We start from the raw sequence: 18,850 nt of genomic DNA on the forward strand, positions 1-18,850 counted from the left end.
ATACCACACAACAACCTTTCAACGCCCAGATCGCAGATAACATGTGATCTGGGCTATTCCCTATTTAGCCGCGAATTTTATTTCTTTGAAAAATAGCTTGTTACTTGCCATAGTTGAATAAAATAACTGTCTTATATCTATCACTAAACTGTCATCAATGCTGTTTATGATCCTATGGTCAACAAATGATTAACTATTTGATAGGAATATAATAATGCAGCATCGCCGCACCATAAAATTGCGCTCTTTATCATTACTCGCGACATTGATTACTTTTTCTACCACGGGATACGCACAACAAGAAGTTTCAGCAACATTAGCAGGGCACGCGGTGTTACCTGTGAATTCGACGATATCTGCCCCAACGGATGCAGCGAAAGATTTACAAAACAGTGGTAAATACACGACGGGAAGTCGTATTGAGACATTGGGAAGCGTTGAAGGGAAGTCAGCCGATCGCCCGACAGGCATGCATGTTCCCATTAAAGGGCAGCCATTACAAGGGCACTCAGGCATCAAACGTATGTCAGATGGCACTTATTGGGTACTGACTGACAATGGCTACGGCAATAAAGTTAACTCACCTGATTCAATGCTGTATTTAACTCAATACGACATCGACTTTAAAACTGGAAAAGCAACGCCATTAAAAACGGTTTTCTTTCATGATCCCGATAAAATCATTCCGTTCCATATTATTAATGAAAGCACGGATAAGCGTTATTTAACCGGAAGTGATTTCGACCCTGAAAGCTTCCAGTTTGCCGATGGCGTATTATGGGTTGGAGAGGAGTTTGGCCCGTATTTGATTAAGATGGATCTGAATGGCAAGGTGCTTGCTCTCTTTGAAACGTACGTTGATGGGAAAAAGGTCGTGTCACCAGATCATTATCAAGTGACAACACCGGCTAAGCCAAGCGATAGCGTCAGCTTTCAAGTGAACCGTTCAAAAGGTTTTGAGGGGATGGCCTCATCGCCAGATGGTAGCAAACTCTATCCAATGCTCGAAGGCGCATTGTGGGATAGCGAAAAACAAGATTATGAGAGCGTAGAAGGGAAACGGGCTGCACGCATTCTTGAATTTGATGTGAAAAAACAACAATGGACGGGGCGTAGCTGGTTATATGTTTTTGAAGATAATCAAAATGCCATCGGTGATTTTAATATGATTGACGATACTCATGGCTTGATTATTGAACGTGATAATGGCGAGGGAACCGCCGATAAAGCTTGTGCAGAGGGGGCTACGGATACCCAACATTGCTTTAGTCATTTAGCTAAATTTAAGCGAGTTTATCGGGTTGAATTTTCCGATAAAAACCAAGGTAAGCCAGTTAATAAGCAAGCCTATGTAGACTTAATGAATATTAAAGATCCTGAAGGCGTCGCGAAGAAACCATTGAATAATGGCGTATTTACCTTCCCATTCTTTACAATTGAAAATGTGGATGTTGTCGACGGTGAACACATCATTGTTGGCAACGATAATAATTATCCATTCTCATCCAGTCGCGAACCGAACCAAGCGGATGATAACGAATTTATTTTATTGAAAGTGCCTGCGTTGTTAAATCCTTAATTTCCTTGTCTATATTGATTTTGCTCGGGGAGTAGCCCGAGCTTTTTTATTTATCGCCAATTGTAAACATCGTGATTTTTACCGCCACCATTATTTTTTAGCGGATAACTCAGGCGGCTTCATCATTAATGTAAACATTAGCACCACAATAACGGGAGCCACAATAATAAGAAATGCCGGCGTGAAACTGTGCGTATAATCTTTAATAGCACCAGCAATAAAGGGGGCTAAGCAAGCGAGTGTCGATAGCAAATTAACGACAGAAAATAACTCTAAATAGGGGCCTCTGCCAAAATAATTCGATAATAATACGCTAGATGCTAAGAAAGTCATGCCATAGCCGATACCAACACAGAGCACAAACAGTATTAACCATAACCAAGAGGTGGCGATACTGAGAGAAATAACCCCAATGATCATAATAATCAAACTACCAATTAACAGTTTTTTCGGTTCCAACCATTCGCCCGCCGCACCGCCAATAAAGCGTGAAAATGCGTTCACAAATGCCATGGTACTGAGTAATGAAACAGCTACGGTGATCCCAAAACCACGCTCTTCAATATGAGCGACGGCAAAACTGTTTACTGTAATACCGCACCATAAAAATGAGGTATAGGTTGCTGCGATTAAATAGAATTGCCAAGTACGTAGCGCACGGCGTACTGTCCAAACTTCTTTGGTGCGATAAATAGGTTTGCTAACATCACTGACCTGTTTTTGTACCACGCTTTTAGCGTGTTCACGTTCGCGTTGACCTTCGCGTAAGACCAAAATAGTCAGCAGTGTGACAATACCGAGATAAAGCGCACAGAGTACCCAGTGCATACGCCATGACCCTAACTGGTTTGACGCATAGAAATAGATCCAAGGCCCCGCGACGCCCCCTAATCCCCCGATGGTAAAATAGAGGCCAAAAGCGAGAGACTGTTTTTCAAATAGGCGAGAAAGAACATAGGTTCCCGGAACGGTCGCGAGTAGAGTAAAGCCTATACCTATCAGGGCAGTACCGAGAAAATAGCGACTAATGGTTTCGGTCGAATAGAGGCTATAAAACCCCGCGATAAAGATGAGAGCACCGAGTAAAAGGGTGAGGCGAACGCCGATTTTACGGATCAGGACAGACGGAAGAAAACTGGCTAAACCACAAGTCAACCCCAATAACGTGAAACCAAACCCTGCCTCTGTCCAACTCCATTGCAGTTCCTCAATCATACTGGGGAGAACAACACCTAACGAGGTAAAGGTTGTCGCGGTGGCTAAAAAATAGACCATCCCTAACAAAATGAGGATACTCCACTGATAAAGTGGGCTAAACAACGGGGAATTTGAGGCTACCATGTCAACTCCGGTCACTCTGCCTGTTTTTTGCACAAAAAAGACAGCGATATAAACGCAAAATGCCCGAAAATATCGGGCATCGTATCGCGCTATTTTCCCTGTTTATTGGGCATAGTACCAGTTTAATTTTGCTTTTGCCCATTCAATGCCACTTTTGTACTCATTTGGTAACATATCGACGAGTGCGTCTAATGTATCAGCAAGCATTGACGGAGCATTATGCGTGAGATTTAAATGACCAACCTTGCGGGCTGGGCGTACTTCTTTTTCATACCAGTGTAAGTGTACGAGTGGTAGTCTGAGCCAGTGTGAGTTGACATCAGTACCAATCAAATTAACCATAACGGATGGACTAAACACTTCAGGTGATGGCATTGGTAAATCTAAAATAGCCCTCAAATGTAGCTCAAATTGGCTAATGGAGGCGCCATTTTGAGTCCAATGGCCGCTATTATGCACGCGAGGAGCAAGCTCATTGATGAGTAACTTATCACCAACCACAAAGCATTCCATTGCCATCACGCCAACATAATCTAACTCATCCATTACTGCACTCAACATGGATTGTGCTTGTTTTTGCTGTGAGTTATCTGCCTTCGGAAATGCTACGCTGGTACGTAAAATCCCTTCTTGATGTAGGTTATGGGTAATCGGATAAAACACACTCTCACCAGCGCGGTTACGCGCGCCAATGACTGAAACTTCGGCATCAAAAGGGATACCTTGTTCGACAATGCACTCCCCGTAGATTTCATCGGGGAGGCTGGCTTCATCACCAGGGCGAACACGCCATTGACCGCGCCCATCATAGCCACCAGTCCTACGTTTAACTATCAAAAAATCGCCAAGCGTTGAGAATAACTCAGGCCATTGATCTTTGGATTCAAGACAGGCCCAAGGTGCGGTTGCTAGGCCCAATGAATCAAATAGACTTTTTTGGGGGAACCTGTCAGCTAGGCGAGGGAAAATATCGCGATTAATAAACGCATTATGGCGGGCCAATTCTTTGGTCAGTGGTGTCTCAGGCCAGCGCTCAATTTCTGCAGTAATGACACTTTGTTGATAGGGAACGGCTTCTGGCTCGGCATCTAAACCAACAGGAAACACCGCGATACCAAGTGGTTCACCTGCTTGGCGTAACATTCTTCCTAATTGACCATTACCAAGGACACAAACAGGTTTCATTACGCCTCCCGAGGGTCTGGGTTGTTCAACACGTCATTAGTTTGACTTTCGCGCCAAGCCGATAGGCGTGTTAATAAGGCTGTGTCAGTGTTTGCTAAAATTTGCGCTGCCAATAATGCCGCATTTGCTGCTCCAGCTTTGCCAATTGCTAATGTGCCAACAGGAATGCCTTTTGGCATTTGCACAATAGAATAGAGACTATCGACACCGCTTAAAGCCGCACTTTGTACAGGAACACCTAATACAGGAACCAATGTTTTCGCAGCTAGCATCCCCGGCAAATGTGCCGCGCCACCTGCACCAGCAATGATCACATCAAAGCCATTTGCTTTTGCTTTTTCAGCAAAGGAGAATAATTTATCAGGCGTACGGTGTGCTGAGACGATTTCAACGTGAAAGGGCACTTGCAGCTCAGTTAAAACATCCGCCGCATGTTGCATAGTTGACCAGTCACTTTTAGAACCCATAACAATGGCGATTTTAGCCGCAGATTGTGCAGATACTTGGGCAGTCATTTGATGTGATCCTGTGGTTAATAAACTTTCACCGTGAGGTGGGAAAAATAAATTATCTCGATCATATCATGGTAAAAGGGTAAGGAAAACGTTTGCGTGGTTAAAATGTCAGCAAACAGACTGGGGGTTTAAGAGCGAGTCGAGTGTGTCTTAGGCTCGAAAGGGAAAAAAATAAGTTCGATACCTTGTTCGTTAATCACAAATGCGGAGCCTTCATGGTGCCATGCTCCTAATACACCACGATAGCAGCACTTATCGCCAACCTTCACTTCATGAATAGCAGGACGATGTGTATGCCCATGGATCATCCAATCAGCTTGGTAATTTGTTAAGGCGTTAATCACCGCTTGTGGGTTGACATCCATGATTGATTCGGCCTTCATACTGCTGGCGTATTGGCTGTTTTGGCGCATTTTTTCTGCTATCCGCCGGCGAATAAACAGCGGTAGGGCTAAAAATAGGCGTTGGATCCAAGGCGTATGCACTTTTTTACGGTAATTTTGATAAGCCTGATCATCAATACACAGTGTATCACCGTGTAAAATGAGTACGCGTTTACCATAAAGCTCCAGTAATGTTTCTTGGTTGAGTATAGTCATACCACATTGTTTGGCATAACGTTTCCCAAGTAAAAAGTCTCGATTACCATGGATAAAGTAGCAGGGAATGCCTCGCTCAGTGAGCATTGTTAGGGCATTGGCGACTTGCTGGTGGAGTGGGGTTTTATCGTCATCACCAATCCAGTAATTGAAAAAATCACCGAGTATATAGAGGCTATCGGCATGAATTGCTTGCTGATGAATAAAATTCATAAAACCGGCGGTGATCGCCGGTTCATCTTCACTCAAATGCAAATCTGCAATGATATAAGTGGACATATTGTTGAGTCGAATTATTCGCTAACAGTCACTTTTTCGATCACAACATCTTCGCGAGGAACGTCTTGGTGGAAACCGCTGTTTCCTGTTGCAACGCCTTTGATTTTGTCAACAACGTCCATGCCTTCTACAACTTCAGCAAAGACACAATAGCCCCAGCCTTCAGGACGTTCTGAACGGAAGTTAAGGAAGTCGTTGTCAACAACGTTAATGAAGAACTGTGCTGTCGCTGAGTGAGGATCGTTGGTACGTGCCATAGCAAGAGTACCACGCGTATTTTTTAAGCCATTGTTAGCTTCGTTTTTGATTTGTGCTTTTGTTGCTTTTTGTTTCATGCCTGGCTCAAAGCCGCCGCCTTGGATCATGAAACCGTCAATGACTCGATGGAAAATGGTATTATTGTAAAAACCTTCACGGCAATAGCTTAAAAAGTTTTCGACAGTAACAGGGGCTTTATCGTCAAAAGTCTTAATAACAATATCACCGTGATTGGTATGAAAAGTAACCATAATAGCTATCCTGAATAATTGTTTTATTGCGCCTTCTTATGAAGGCGTTGTTGTCAGAAAGTTTATATCACAGATGAAACCTGACTTGAAGTCACAGTCTGGTTTGTAAAAGCAGCGAGTGATAAAAATAGACAGGTAAACACTATGGTTAAACCTTGCATTATTGCAATGTTCAGGTTTCAATATCACTCTATTTAACAGGTTGATACCTTATTATTGAGATACCCCTTATAGCTTGAGCGAGTAATACGCTAAATAATTCAAGGTGTAACAGGGCGGCAACAGACTAGTCGGCTAGGCATAGGCAATATGTATGGCTAGCGTTAAAGGCAGTCGCCGTTTGTGTTGCGGCTTGAATCAAGGTAAGCCAGTAAGGAAAAACACGTACACATTAAACGGAATAGTTCAGATGCTACAGATTTTTAATACACTGAGTCGTCAAAAAGAAGAGTTTAAACCCATTCATCCAGGGAAAATAGGGATGTACGTGTGTGGTATCACCATTTATGACTTGTGTCATATTGGTCATGGTCGAACCTTCGTCGCTTTCGATGCGATTAGCCGCTACTTGCGCTATTTGGGATATGACCTGAATTATGTGCGTAATGTAACAGATATTGACGATAAAATTATCAAACGTGCGGCTGAAAATAATGAAACCGTCGATTCGCTGACAACACGGATGTTAGCTGAGATGCATAAAGATTTTGATGCATTAAATATTTTACGCCCAGACAGTGAGCCGCGAGCCACCCAGCATATTGATGAAATTATCGAAATCACCGATCTGCTTATTAAACGAGGTCACGCTTATGTGGCAGATAACGGTGACGTGATGTTTGAAGTCAAAACGGATAAAAATTATGGTCAATTGTCTCGCCAAGACCTAGAGCAGCTGCAAGCTGGGGCACGCGTTGAAGTTGCTGATTCAAAACGTAATCCGATGGACTTCGTTCTTTGGAAAATGTCAAAAGAAGGCGAGCCTAGCTGGGAATCACCATGGGGGTTAGGTCGCCCTGGTTGGCACATTGAATGTTCCGCGATGAATAGCAAAGCATTGGGTAACCATTTTGATATTCACGGCGGTGGTTCGGATTTGATGTTCCCACATCATGAAAACGAAATTGCGCAATCATCTTGTGCTCACGATGGTCCTTATGTGAATTATTGGATGCACTCAGGAATGGTGATGGTTGATCGTGAAAAAATGTCTAAGTCACTGAATAATTTCTTTACTATCCGTGATGTGCTTGAGTATTACGACCCTGAAACGGTGCGCTATTTCTTGCTATCTGGTCATTATCGTAGCCAACTTAATTACACTGAAGAGAATTTGAAACAAGCACGTACAGCCTTAGAACGTTTATATACTGCCTTACGTGGTACTGATAAATCAGTCGCCCCAGCGGGTGGTGAAGTCTTTAAAAAACGTTTTGAAGATGCCATGAATGATGACTTCAATACACCTGAAGCTTATTCCGTACTGTTTGATATGGCGCGTGAAATCAACCGACTGAAGTCAGAAAATAAGGTTGCAGCCAATGAATTGGCCTCTGAGTTACGTAAATTAGCGGGTGTGCTTGGTTTACTTGAGCAAGACCCGGAAGCCTTTTTACAAGGTAATGCTCAAGGTGAAGGCGACGAAGAAGTGGCTAAAATTGAAGCGTTAATTAAACAGCGTAATGATGCTCGTAAAAATAAAGAGTGGGCATTGGCTGATGCAGCCCGTGATGAACTGACGGCAATGGGAATCGTATTAGAAGATGGTGCTCAAGGAACAACTTGGCGCCGTAAATAGTCTTATCTTTATTTAAAATCAATCCGTTAAAATTTGAGTAGATAGCACTCAATCATTTTAACGGGTTTTATTATATCTATCGATATTCAACAGCTAGCCCTATTATTAGCGCAATAAGTCAAATTTTTATCGATTCAGCTTAATAGATTAGCTGAATTAAACTTTATGCGGTATCACATATTAATTATCTTTATATTTATAAAATAGAGATAGAAAAAAACAGCGTTATTTTGGGAGTAAACGCAAGACTGGTCTTTTTACGACTATCATAATAAGTGTATTTTGAATAAGTTGTATTTTATAATAATTAATTATTTTTAACTTTTTTAATAAATAACAGTTATTGTCATCTAATGGTAATAAGTATTAATACCTAATTGAAATAAAAAACTACCAATGGAATCTAATATAAATTTATATTCTAATTTTGAGTTTAATATTTAATCGTTATGGATTTTGTTGCTTGTTTTTTCGCTTTAAGTGTTTTTACTATATTATTTTAAATAAAAACTTAGATTTATATAAAGGTAAAAATAATATAATGACGTGATATTTTTCAATTATTAAAATTGTAGGTATTTACATACTTTTATTTTTATCTATTATTCTGATGAGTAGGAATAAACTCCTATTCTTGTTTTAAATTGATTTTTTATTTCTTTATTTTGTATTTGTTGTGGGGTCTATTTAGGCTCTATTAATCACTACTTGTTCATGAGGTATATCATGGCTTTTAAAACTAAGTTAATTACAGCGATGTTATTTACCGGTGTCAGCCTAGGTGCTGTTGCTGGTAGTAATAGTGACAATATTACACTTAATGGTGTAATTACGGCGGTAACTTGTAATGTGACTGCTAATGGTGGTAATTCAGTATTTTATGTAGGTAAATTTGCTCAAGATACCTTTAGTCCAAATGTACAAAACGGTGATACTCCACTTGTCGTACAATTAGATGCGTGTGACAAGGCATCCGATAAAGGTGCACTGTATGTACAAGGCACAACGGCTACTTCAAATACTGCAAAAAATATCTTCATTGGTGAAAGTTCAACCGTTGGCTTTATGCTGCAAGAAGACGGTAAACCCGATCAAGTTGTTGCAAACAAAGCAATTCCTGTGACTGTTTCTGATACTGCACCAATAACGTATACCTTCAAAGTTGGTATGGGTACAACGGATGCCTCGCCTGCTGTTGGTGCCTATTCAGCGCCAATTATTATTTCTTACGCATCTGAGTAATTAATAATATTTGAAGCGCAGAGCCCTGCGCTTCATTTTATCGTTTAAGGTGAATTATTAGGATAGGGAAATGATAGTAAAAGTATTTAGAGTTATCGGAACCATATTATTATTACTGAGTACAACTTCAGCAATGGCGGGGATCGTGCTGCATGGAACTCGTATAATTTATAATGAAAGTCAGGATAATGTAGGGGCTAATATTACTATCAAAAGTGAAGATAATTCGAATACTCCTTATTTAGTTCGTACGCAAATTTACCGTGATGTACAGGGGCAAATAGCGCAAAATAATTTTATCACCACACCTTCAATGTTCCGTTTAGAACCGAGTGACTTGAATCAAGTTAAAATTCTAAAAGTTAAAAATGACTTACCTAAAGATCGTGAGTCTATTTTTTATTTTAGAGCAATAGCGTTACCTGCAACGGATAGGTTAGATAATAACTCTACCCCCAAATTAGCAGGCTCATTGCAAATCGCAACGGGAAACACAATAAAATTATTCTATAGACCTGTTCAGTTTTCTGTCAGCCAAAAAGAGGCAATGGGCTTATTGAAGTTCTCTTTGCAAAATAATGGCTTAAAGGTGACCAATCCGACACCTTATTATATTACGCTCAGTGAAATCAAAGTGGGAAATAAGCTCGCTAAGCTGGAGCCTAAATTAGGTAATACCATGATTTCGCCTTTTAGTGACATGCTGTATCAAGATATTCACCAAAAAGGCAAAGTACAATGGAGCGCAATCAATGACTTTGGCGGAAAGGATCAATTCGATGGTTGGGTTCAATAAGTCTTCCTCGATCTTTTTTGTGCTGATGCTAACTAACATTGGCCAATTATATGCGGCAGGTACTGCAGAAGTTGATTTGTCGGCTTCCTTAGTCGATGGTAGTTGTTCCATTGAATTATCAGATAAGGCGCTACATTTTAAGCCTTATTCGGTTGCTAGTTTCCCAACAGCAAAAACAACAGTTGAAATTCAACCTATTTCAGCAAAAGTGACCTGTGAAGGGGGAAATACCACACCGTTATTAACATTAAAAGGCATAACGCCTTATAGCGGTAATAATCAAGTTTTTTTAGACAGTACGCCTAATGGCACAGGGTTTATGATCCAGCATGGTAAAAAAGAGCTTGGATTAAATGATTTCTATAATGGTGACGCGCTAGAAAATCAAGGAAAACAGGTGGCTTTAACACCGCTAAATTCATCGAACCAATTTTCAAGTACCGAGTATTTTGGGATTGGGCTTGTAAGCGTGGATAACACAGTTACCCCTGATTTTTTAAAAGCCAATATTACATTTACCGTTCTTTTTCAGTGAAAAGTAAGGGGCCACTGTGCAGAATTTTTTTATATTGTATAAGAAATTAAAGCGGGTGACGCAAATTAGCTTGATGATACTGACATTGAGTTATTTACCCTTAGCAAAGGCTGCACCAGTTCAAATAAATTTTTCAGCTGAATACTTTCAAGGCACATGTGAAATTAGCGTTAGTCATCCAGTTATTGCGTTTAATAATGGCGCTAATATTTCGACCTCTCAGGTTAAAAATGGTACAGCTAAACAAGAAAAATTTACCTTAGACTTTATTGATTGTGATAGTAAAGGGTTAACACACTATACGCCGAAAATTAAAGTTACGGGGGAAAGCAAAACCCTTGGTGGGCGTCATCTATATGTGAACTCAGCAAGCTCAACTACTAAAGGGTATGGTTTTTTACTTAGTACTGAAGGAAATACTTATTTCAAGAAAAATACTAATGTAGCCGAAACAGGATTAATTAATGCTAATTGGGTGGCAGAAAGTCCATTATCAATATTGAATAAAACCAAAATACCATTTACGGCAACAATTTCATGCGGGAATTGTAGTGGCGAATTACAAGCTGGGAAATTACACAGCACCGTAACTTTTCAATTTCTTTATGACTGAAAACGATGATGAAATATTTCTTAGCTTTATTAACATTATTGCTTAGTTCTCTATTTAATAGCGCTATTGCGGATGGCGGTGTGTTATTGAATCAAACGCGTGTGATCTTTTTAGAGACCGATAAAAACACAAAAGCAACGATTCAAAATCGTAGCAATAATACCTATTTAATTAAAGTTAATGCACTTATTTCACCTGATAGCTTAGAAAAGGCTCCCTTTTTAGTAAATCCACCATTATTTAGAATGGAGCCACAAAGTCAAAATACGGTAGTGATTGTTCCTAATCAGATAAAGCATCTACCTAAAGATAGGGAATCGGTTTTCTATTTAAGCTTTTTAGCAATACCGAGTATACCTAAGGAAGGATTAAGTGAGGAGAGTGATAATTACTCACAAGTCTCTTTTGGTTTGCAAATGGTGATTAAACTATTTTATCGCCCTGAAAGTATTATCAAGGGTGTAAATTCGTCAGCATCACAACTCACTTTTCAACAAAAAGGAAATGTTTTAGTTGTAAATAACCCAACAGCCTATTTTCAGACCTTTTCTTCGTTAAAGGTGAATGGACAACAAATTGATAATCAAAATAATGGAATGATGGTTGCACCGTTTTCGGAAATAAAATATCACATCAACCAAAATGCTAAAGAGGTAACTTGGCGAGTTGTTAATGATTTTGGTGGAGAAAGTCGAGAGTATCATTATTTAATGGGTCATACGGAGAAAAAATAATGAGACGCTCATCATGGTTTACTTTGTTTATTTTTCATTGCTTCTGGTTATTTTCTCTTTCATCTTATGGGCAAAATATGGTGAAGCATGATGGCATTGCCATGCAATCGACAAGGGTCATTTATCCAGAGTCTGCGAAAAAAGGTGTACCCTTTAAAGTGACTAACTACAGTAATATGGCTTATTTATTGCAATCTCAAGTTGTAAACCCAAATGATGATGGACTTAATAAGCCTGATTTTATTGTTTTGCCGCCATTAGAAAAAATAAATGAAAAAGACGCGGTCGTATTAATGATTAAATCAATTAATCATAAAATGCCGCAAGATCGTGAGTCACTATTTATTCTTAACATTAAGGCGATACCTAATCAGAAAAAAGAAACAGGCCATACAGGAAAGTCACAAATGATTATTGCGACACAGAATCATTTAAAACTTTTTTATCGCCCAAGTGGTTTACCCAAATATGGTACTGATGAAATATCAAAAAAATTAGTTTTTTCTCGTGATAAGGACTCTTTAATTGTTAAAAATCCAACACCTTATTATGTCACTTTTTATTCAATAAAAGTGGGCAATCAAGATGTTGACTCTTTATCTCTATTTGAAATGGTTCCACCTATGGGGCAACAGCGGTATCCATTACCTGAGAATATTAAAGGTGAGCTTGAATGGAGTTTAATTGACCAAGATGGTGGAGTAACACAGCAATATACGCGTTTATTGTAATTATTTCAGAACTCGTTATTGAAATGAATATAAGTAAAAAAGAGCACTTACTGCTTTAGGCTTAATTTTGCTATTGATAAGTCAATGGATATAAATATGAATAGAAATAAGCACACACTACCTGCTTGCGTAAGTCCAGCTAAGTTTACATGGCATCCTATTGCGTTGTGCTTGATGTTAAGCATTCATTCCGCTACCGCAGAAGATTATTTTGATCCTGCTTTTTTACAAGCAATGGGAGAAACCGATCAAGTTGATTTATCCGTGTATTCTAAAAAAGGGAGTATTGCTCCGGGTGAATATCTCGTTTCTGTTTATATTAATAAGGTCGGTATTGGGCAACTTCCAATTACATTTAAGGAAAATAAACAAGGCGTTGTTTCTCCAGTATTAACACCTGAGCTACTAGAAAAACATGGCGTTAATATTAAGCAACTTCCTACAACAAAGGATTTGCCGTTAGATTACCCGATTGATAATTTGCCGGCTTTGATCCCAGATGCATCAACACATTTTGATATTTCTATTCTAGAACTTGAAATCAGTATTCCGCAGATAGCAATGAAATCGAGCCATACTGAGGTACTCGATCCTGACTTATTGGATTATGGGATCCCGGCACTTATTGCGAATTATAATTTAAGTTATGGGCATACTGAAAATAGTTCACGGTATAGCTCAGATAGAAAAACCGATAACTTCTTTGCAACAGTAAGAGCTGGTTTGAACGCGGGGGCATGGCGTTTACGGAGCACGATCACCCATAGCCAAATAAAAACGGATGGTGGTGATAACCAAGATAATAACCAGCACTATACCCGTTTTACGAATACATATTTATACCGCGAATTATTCCCACTGCGCTCTGTGCTGTTAGTTGGTGAAAATAATACGGGGAGTGATGTTTTTGATAGTGTTCCTTTTCGCGGTATAAAATTGAGTTCTAGCGAAGAGATGCTACCAAGCCAGCTACGGGGCTATGCTCCACCCATAGAAGGGGTTGCGAATAGTAATGCAAGGGTAACCGTTCGCCAAAATGGGAATATTATCTATGAAACCTATGTCGCTCCAGGTGCTTTTTACATCAATGATATTCAAGAAGCAGGGCTTTCAGGTGACTATGATGTCACTATCACTGAGGCAAATGGTACTGAACGGAAGTTCATTGTGCCTTACTCATCATTACCTGTCATGCTAAGGCCCGGTGGCTGGAAATATGAAGTTACGGTTGGACGTTATGACGGTAATGTGACGAATTAATCCCGCGAGGCCGATTTTTTATTAGGAACGGCTGTTTATGGGTTACCTTATGACACCACAGTTTATGGTGGTGTATTAGCTGCTGAAGATTACCAAGCTGCAAACGTAGGAACGGGTATTTCACTAGGCAACGTAGGTGCCATTTCTCTTGATATCACGGCTTCTGCTGCAAAATTAAATCACAACTCACGGAAAACGGGGCAGTCTTATCGCCTTCGTTACTCGAAAAGTATGATGAATACGGGAACCTCCGTAGATCTCACCGCATTACGTTATTCAACACGTAACTATTATAATTTTAGTGAATTTAACTCTGAAGGTTATCAGCTTGAAGACGGGGTTTACCCGTGGTCAATGCAAAGACGGCGTAGTAGTTTCCAAACTCAAGTCAGCCAGCGTATGGGAGAATGGGGAACAATTTACCTTCGAGCTACGCGTGATGATTATTGGGGAAGCTCTAGAACCCAAACTGGAGGTTCGATTGGCTACAGTAATAGCTATAAAGGGATAACTTATGGCAGTAACTTTACTATTGATAGGGTTAAAGATGATAACGGAAATTGGCCTGAGAATAGACAAATTTCCTTTAACATAAGTATTCCATTTAGTGTATTTGGTTATTCAGATTCCTTACAGTCTATTTATTCTACTAGCTACTATACACGCGATAACAATGGTAAATCGCAAATTCAAACTGGGATAAATGGTAGTTTGATGGATGGTGATTTTACCTATAGCGCTTCTCAAAGTTGGGAAAATAAAGATGGCGCTAATAGCAGTAATATTAATGCTGGTTATCAAGGAAGTAAGGGAAGTATTACCGCGGGGTATAGTTATAGTCGTCAGATGAAGACATTTAATATGAACGCAAATGGCGGCATGCTGCTCCATTCCGGCGGACTTACACTGACAAAAAATATGGGGGAATCAGTCGCATTAGTTTATTTACCGGATGCACCGAATGTCAGTATTAATAATGGTTCCTCTTACTCTGATTGGCGAGGTTATGGTATAGCTCCTTATCTTTCTGACTATAAGAGAAATAGTATCAGTATCGACCCAACAACATTACCTGATGATGTCGATGTTGCTCAAACAAATATCAATATTTATCCGAGTAAGGGCGCAGTTGTTCCGGTTAAATTTGCGACAAAACGAGGGTATCAAGTGTTAATGACGTTGATTAAGAATAATGTCAATGTGCCGTTTGGTGCGATAGCTAGCTTACAAAATACGTCAGATAGTTATAGCAGCATCGTTGGTGATTCAGGGCTGGTTTATTTAACAGGATTACCTGAAAAAGGAAAATTATTGGTTAAATGGGGGGAGTCTACAGAAAAACAATGTGAAGTTCGCTTCGATTTAGCCAATATCGAGTTAGAGGCAGACCAACCAATACGCCAAGTAACTTATACATGTACCCCTGTGAAATTATAAAATAGATTAAGGTATTTGCCTGACCATGAAATATTATTATTTTAAATATAAAACCATGATGAGTTCAGTGTTTAATAAATATATGACTAGCACAGTCATTGCCTTTGGTTTTATCCATCCAGTCGCGTTGGCTGCAAATTTTAATGCGATGCCTGGCCAAGAGATTATTTCACTTGGTAATGTGAACGCCGAAATAACCCTAACAAAAATTAGTGCCGTAAATTCATCTAGCGCGATTAGGGCCGATGGTTTTGGTATTAATACATCTTCTTCTAAGGTTGATTGCTTACCAAGCTCGTATGAAATGACGGTGGGTAAAATGAAAGGTTATAGGGTAGATCAGGACATAATTATTGGTTTTCGTAGTACAAATGCAACAGGGGTTGCGTCGGTTGGAGCAGGTGCGAGCACATCAGGACCTTTTCATGATGTTACTGTAAAAGGGGCGTGGGATAACTACGGTAATTATACACCGTCACCAGTACAAAATGCGTCGACCATGTGGTGTGGCTCTGCTTGGCCTGAAGCAACTCAGCATCAATGGAATACGAATAGGAAAAATAATAAGGCATCAATACGAGGGGAGTTATTTTTATATGTTGGTAATAATGCAAAGCCTGGCTCTTATACGTTACCGAGTCTTTATCTTATAAAATCAGCTTCATCGGGTGATTTGGTCTCCCATCTAATTTTTCCGAGCGGAACAGTGACGGTCAGTTATCCACCTTGTTCCATTTCAACGCCGACAGAAGTCTCATTTGATACGAGAAAAGGGCTTCCCGTTATCAATCCAACATCTTCAATTAGTGTGAATTGTGGTGCTAATGATGGGCGAGCTTTCCAAATTGCTATTTCAGGCCAGCCTGTTGCCCCATCAACTGCCGTCGGAAATCATGCAATTAGCTTACACTATAGTGATGGCACAATCGGGGGATTAGTGCGCGGCTATATTGGCAGTAATGCGGTAGCAGATGCAGTAGGCTGCGTGGATAGGACTTCAAGTATCCCTTTTTCAGTCAATAATCAAGGGTTAAATTTCATGCAAATAGGCGCACAAACCGCAAGCTCTTCACAATCTCAGCCGCTGGTATGGTCGCTATGTCCTAATAAGACGGAAAAACCAGGGAAAGCAACCGGCGCAGCACAGCTTGATATAATTTTCAAATAAAAATAAGTAAGATAAAAAAGTCCCCCATTGAAGGGGGAAAACAGAAGTATATTAATTGTTATCATAATCAAGTAGGAGTTGCTATTAGGTGTGGTTGTTGCACCTCTTACAAACTTGCTTTTCGATAATGGCACACAGTGCAGCAGAAAGGCAATATAGGTATAGGCGGTTATTATCACATTTCGAGACTAAATAATTCTTGGGCTATTAATTTCTTAAATTAATCATCTAGTTTAGGAAGAATAGTTTATTGGAATAGAGTGCAAATATTTCTCCTAATTCGGATGTCGGTCACAGATAAGTTATTCAGTTATAGCTCGTTGGTGGGGTAAAGCTTACTCGCCTTCATTTTAAGATGAGATTGAGATGAGCCGACTCGGTGGTAAGTGAGAGAGAAAAGTATGTTAATAGAGAAAATGGCGGTAAAAGTAAGCTGATCTGCACATCAGCTTACTTGTTGGTATTTAGTCTTGAACTTTGATTTTTTGGTCGCCCATAGAAACTACTTTTCCTGCCGCGATTTTGCAACGCTTGCGAGTTTCTATTACGCCATCAACTTGCACTAAGCCTTCAGCGATCATGGCCTTAGCCATTGCCCCGCTTTCTGCCCATCCTTCTATTTTGAGCAAATCACACAGTTCTATGTGTGGGTGGCCTTCAAGCCTGAAAATATCCATGACAGCTCCTGATTTCATTAAATATCGTGATACTCTTCGCACGCTTGCAATGTATTTTGGATCAGTGTGGCTACCGTCATCGGGCCAACACCACCAGGTACAGGGGTGATCCAAGAGGCATATTTGGAGGCCTCATCAAAGTCTACATCACCGGTGACTTTACCATTTTCAAGGCGGTTGATGCCAACATCAATCACGATAGCACCCGGTTTAACCCATTCACCCGGAATAAAATTCGGTTTTCCTACAGCAACAACTAAAAGATCGGCATTGCGAACGTGTTGCTCAAGATCTTTTGTAAAACGGTGAGTCACGGTGGTTGTACAGCCAGCAAGTAGCAGCTCCAAGCTCATAGGGCGACCAACAATATTAGATGCACCAATGATAACGGCATTTAGCCCATAGGTGTTAATACCGTAGCGGTCGAGCAGGGTAACAATCCCTCTTGGTGTGCATGGGCGTAGACGTGGTGCGCGTTGGCATAAACGGCCGACATTATACGGGTGAAACCCATCAACGTCTTTATCTGGGTGAATGCGCTCAATAACTTTAACGTTATCGATGCCCGCCGGCAGAGGTAACTGAACTAAGATACCATCGATTTCAGTATCTTGGTTTAAATCATCGATCAGTTTTAGAAGCTCTGCTTCAGTTGTTGTATCAGGCAAATCATAAGAGCGAGATAGGAAACCCACTTCTTCACATGCACGGCGTTTGCTGCCGACATAAATTTGTGAAGCTGGGTTTGCACCGACTAAGATAACAGCAAGGCCTGGTGCGCGTTTGCCCTGTTCTATACGTTGTTGGACTTTTTGGGCAACTTCCTGCCGAATTGTCTGCGCAATCGTTTTCCCATCAATAATTTTTGCTAACATCTGTGACTTAATCCATATATGAGACTTGGGGATGTGCCTATTTTGTCAGAAGTTAGCGCCAATGTCAGTTCAATCTGTAACATAAAATGAGCAGATAGTTATTTTAGTAGAGAAAAGCCATTGACTCAGCGCGTAGCAACCGTATAATTCAACGCCATCAACCGTATAGGTTGCCGCATTTCTCTTATGCGCCCTTAGCTCAGCTGGATAGAGCAACGGCCTTCTAAGCCGTAGGTCACAGGTTCGAACCCTGTAGGGCGTACCATTTCGAAGTCAATGGACATCAACTGATGTCTTTTTTTATGCCTAAAATTCAGTGAATTAATTGAATTACTGTGAAAATAATCAGATAGCGTTATGCCATATTCAACCCGATAAGCTACAGCAAAATGGCTTTATCGAGCGTTTTAATGGTTCGTTTTGTCGTAATTTTTTGATTTGCTTATTTATTTGAATCGTTGAGCCAAGCTAGAGAGTTAGCGTGGTATTATCATCATTGATTCTTACCTTTTCTATAAACTAGTACAAAAAGGAACAAATGGTTTATAAATAAAACATATTCGATTTGACGTATGTGTTTTTTAGGTATAATTTAAAGAAAAGGCTAAAGAGGTACACATGGAACCATTACAACTGTTTAAAATTTTAGGCGACCAAACTAGGCTCGATATCGTGCTGCTTTTGAAAGCATCCGGTGAGCTATGTGTCTGTGATATCTATACGGCCTTAAATTTATCGCAACCGAAGACCTCTCGACATCTAGCAATGCTTAGAGAGGCGGGTCTTCTACTCGATTCAAAACATGGGAAATGGGTTCATTATCGGCTATCTCCGGCATTACTACCGTGGGTAAAAAGTATCATTGATGTCACCTATGCCACAGAGAAAAATAGAGTCGCAGATTTACTCAAAAGCTTAGAGAAAAAAGAATCTGCTAATCGCTGTTTTATATAAAATTTTTTAAATTAACATATTCG

General features: G+C 40.1%; 17 protein-coding genes, 1 tRNA gene and 2 pseudogenes. 13 read left to right on the top strand and 7 right to left on the bottom strand.

The window, feature by feature from the left end:
- Positions 1–214 precede the first annotated feature (214 nt).
- A complete protein-coding gene (locus M1E93_RS05700) occupies positions 215–1,579 on the top strand; it encodes an esterase-like activity of phytase family protein (RefSeq protein ID WP_426207185.1) in 1,365 nt (454 codons plus the stop codon).
- 90 nt (positions 1,580–1,669) lie between these two features.
- On the opposite strand, the gene M1E93_RS05705 is transcribed toward M1E93_RS05700, so the two are convergent.
- From M1E93_RS05705 to ppiB, 5 genes are all read right to left on the bottom strand, one after another.
- Entirely contained in the window at positions 1,670–2,920 is a 1,251-nt protein-coding gene (locus tag M1E93_RS05705) for a CynX/NimT family MFS transporter (protein ID WP_036941274.1), read from the bottom strand.
- 102 nt (positions 2,921–3,022) lie between these two features.
- On the bottom strand, positions 3,023–4,105 hold the full coding sequence (gene purK / locus M1E93_RS05710; RefSeq protein ID WP_121874623.1) for a 5-(carboxyamino)imidazole ribonucleotide synthase: 1,083 nt from the start codon (positions 4,103–4,105) through the stop codon (positions 3,023–3,025).
- Positions 4,105–4,620, bottom strand: a complete 516-nt coding sequence (gene purE / locus M1E93_RS05715) for a 5-(carboxyamino)imidazole ribonucleotide mutase (protein ID WP_004922352.1) — start codon at positions 4,618–4,620, stop codon at positions 4,105–4,107. The genes purK and purE overlap by 1 nt, the downstream gene beginning before the upstream one ends.
- Positions 4,621–4,748: 128 nt before the next feature.
- Complete coding sequence (locus tag M1E93_RS05720) at positions 4,749–5,498, bottom strand: UDP-2,3-diacylglucosamine diphosphatase (protein ID WP_014656535.1); 750 nt, start codon at positions 5,496–5,498, stop codon at positions 4,749–4,751.
- Between the two features lie 14 nt (positions 5,499–5,512).
- Positions 5,513–6,007 carry a peptidylprolyl isomerase B gene (ppiB, locus tag M1E93_RS05725; RefSeq protein WP_004922346.1) on the bottom strand — a complete coding sequence of 165 codons (495 nt, stop codon included), beginning with the start codon at positions 6,005–6,007 and terminating at the stop codon, positions 5,513–5,515.
- A gap of 409 nt (positions 6,008–6,416) precedes the next feature.
- Between ppiB and cysS the strand changes: the two genes are divergently transcribed.
- The 9 genes and pseudogenes from cysS to M1E93_RS05770 all read left to right on the top strand — a co-directional run bounded on the left by cysS (position 6,417) and on the right by M1E93_RS05770 (position 16,321).
- Complete coding sequence (gene cysS, locus M1E93_RS05730) at positions 6,417–7,805, top strand: cysteine--tRNA ligase (protein ID WP_036943984.1); 1,389 nt, start codon at positions 6,417–6,419, stop codon at positions 7,803–7,805.
- A 726-nt stretch (positions 7,806–8,531) separates the two neighbouring features.
- Positions 8,532–9,047, top strand: a complete 516-nt coding sequence (locus M1E93_RS05735; RefSeq protein WP_426207186.1) for a fimbrial protein — start codon at positions 8,532–8,534, stop codon at positions 9,045–9,047.
- A gap of 70 nt (positions 9,048–9,117) precedes the next feature.
- Positions 9,118–9,843: a fimbrial biogenesis chaperone gene (locus M1E93_RS05740; protein WP_014656532.1), complete on the top strand. Its 726-nt coding sequence runs from the start codon at positions 9,118–9,120 to the stop codon at positions 9,841–9,843.
- On the top strand, positions 9,827–10,378 hold the full coding sequence (locus M1E93_RS05745) for a fimbrial protein (protein ID WP_426207187.1): 552 nt from the start codon (positions 9,827–9,829) through the stop codon (positions 10,376–10,378). The genes M1E93_RS05740 and M1E93_RS05745 overlap by 17 nt, the downstream gene beginning before the upstream one ends.
- 16 nt (positions 10,379–10,394) lie before the next feature.
- The gene (locus M1E93_RS05750) at positions 10,395–10,991 is read left to right on the top strand and encodes a fimbrial protein (RefSeq protein WP_426207188.1); all 597 of its coding nucleotides are present in this window, start codon (positions 10,395–10,397) and stop codon (positions 10,989–10,991) included.
- An 8-nt stretch (positions 10,992–10,999) separates the two neighbouring features.
- Entirely contained in the window at positions 11,000–11,725 is a 726-nt protein-coding gene (locus tag M1E93_RS05755) for a fimbrial biogenesis chaperone (protein WP_014656530.1), read from the top strand.
- Positions 11,726–11,802: 77 nt separating this feature from the next.
- Complete coding sequence (locus tag M1E93_RS05760; RefSeq protein WP_004922321.1) at positions 11,803–12,456, top strand: fimbrial biogenesis chaperone; 654 nt, start codon at positions 11,803–11,805, stop codon at positions 12,454–12,456.
- Between the two features lie 84 nt (positions 12,457–12,540).
- Positions 12,541–15,153, top strand: a pseudogene (locus M1E93_RS05765) (fimbria/pilus outer membrane usher protein).
- 82 nt (positions 15,154–15,235) lie between these two features.
- Complete coding sequence (locus M1E93_RS05770) at positions 15,236–16,321, top strand: hypothetical protein (RefSeq protein ID WP_426207189.1); 1,086 nt, start codon at positions 15,236–15,238, stop codon at positions 16,319–16,321.
- A gap of 464 nt (positions 16,322–16,785) precedes the next feature.
- Here M1E93_RS05770 and ybcJ read toward each other — a convergent pair whose 3' ends face one another.
- Together ybcJ and folD are read right to left on the bottom strand one after the other, a co-directional pair.
- Positions 16,786–16,998 (bottom strand): ribosome-associated protein YbcJ, encoded by a 213-nt coding sequence (ybcJ, locus tag M1E93_RS05775; RefSeq protein ID WP_014656527.1) that lies wholly within the window; start codon positions 16,996–16,998, stop codon positions 16,786–16,788.
- A 17-nt stretch (positions 16,999–17,015) separates the two neighbouring features.
- On the bottom strand, positions 17,016–17,873 hold the full coding sequence (gene folD / locus M1E93_RS05780; RefSeq protein ID WP_004922311.1) for a bifunctional methylenetetrahydrofolate dehydrogenase/methenyltetrahydrofolate cyclohydrolase FolD: 858 nt from the start codon (positions 17,871–17,873) through the stop codon (positions 17,016–17,018).
- A 188-nt stretch (positions 17,874–18,061) separates the two neighbouring features.
- Here folD and M1E93_RS05785 point away from each other — a divergent pair.
- The 3 genes and pseudogenes from M1E93_RS05785 to M1E93_RS05795 all read left to right on the top strand — a co-directional run bounded on the left by M1E93_RS05785 (position 18,062) and on the right by M1E93_RS05795 (position 18,827).
- Positions 18,062–18,138: transfer RNA gene (locus tag M1E93_RS05785), tRNA-Arg, on the top strand.
- A 60-nt stretch (positions 18,139–18,198) separates the two neighbouring features.
- Positions 18,199–18,364, top strand: a pseudogene (locus M1E93_RS05790) (integrase core domain-containing protein); the annotation flags it as partial.
- A gap of 127 nt (positions 18,365–18,491) precedes the next feature.
- Positions 18,492–18,827: a metalloregulator ArsR/SmtB family transcription factor gene (locus M1E93_RS05795; protein WP_426207190.1), complete on the top strand. Its 336-nt coding sequence runs from the start codon at positions 18,492–18,494 to the stop codon at positions 18,825–18,827.
- Positions 18,828–18,850: the final 23 nt, after the last annotated feature.

The organism is Providencia sp. PROV272 (genome assembly GCF_049901975.1).
In the GTDB taxonomy this organism is placed as follows: domain Bacteria; phylum Pseudomonadota; class Gammaproteobacteria; order Enterobacterales; family Enterobacteriaceae; genus Providencia; species Providencia stuartii.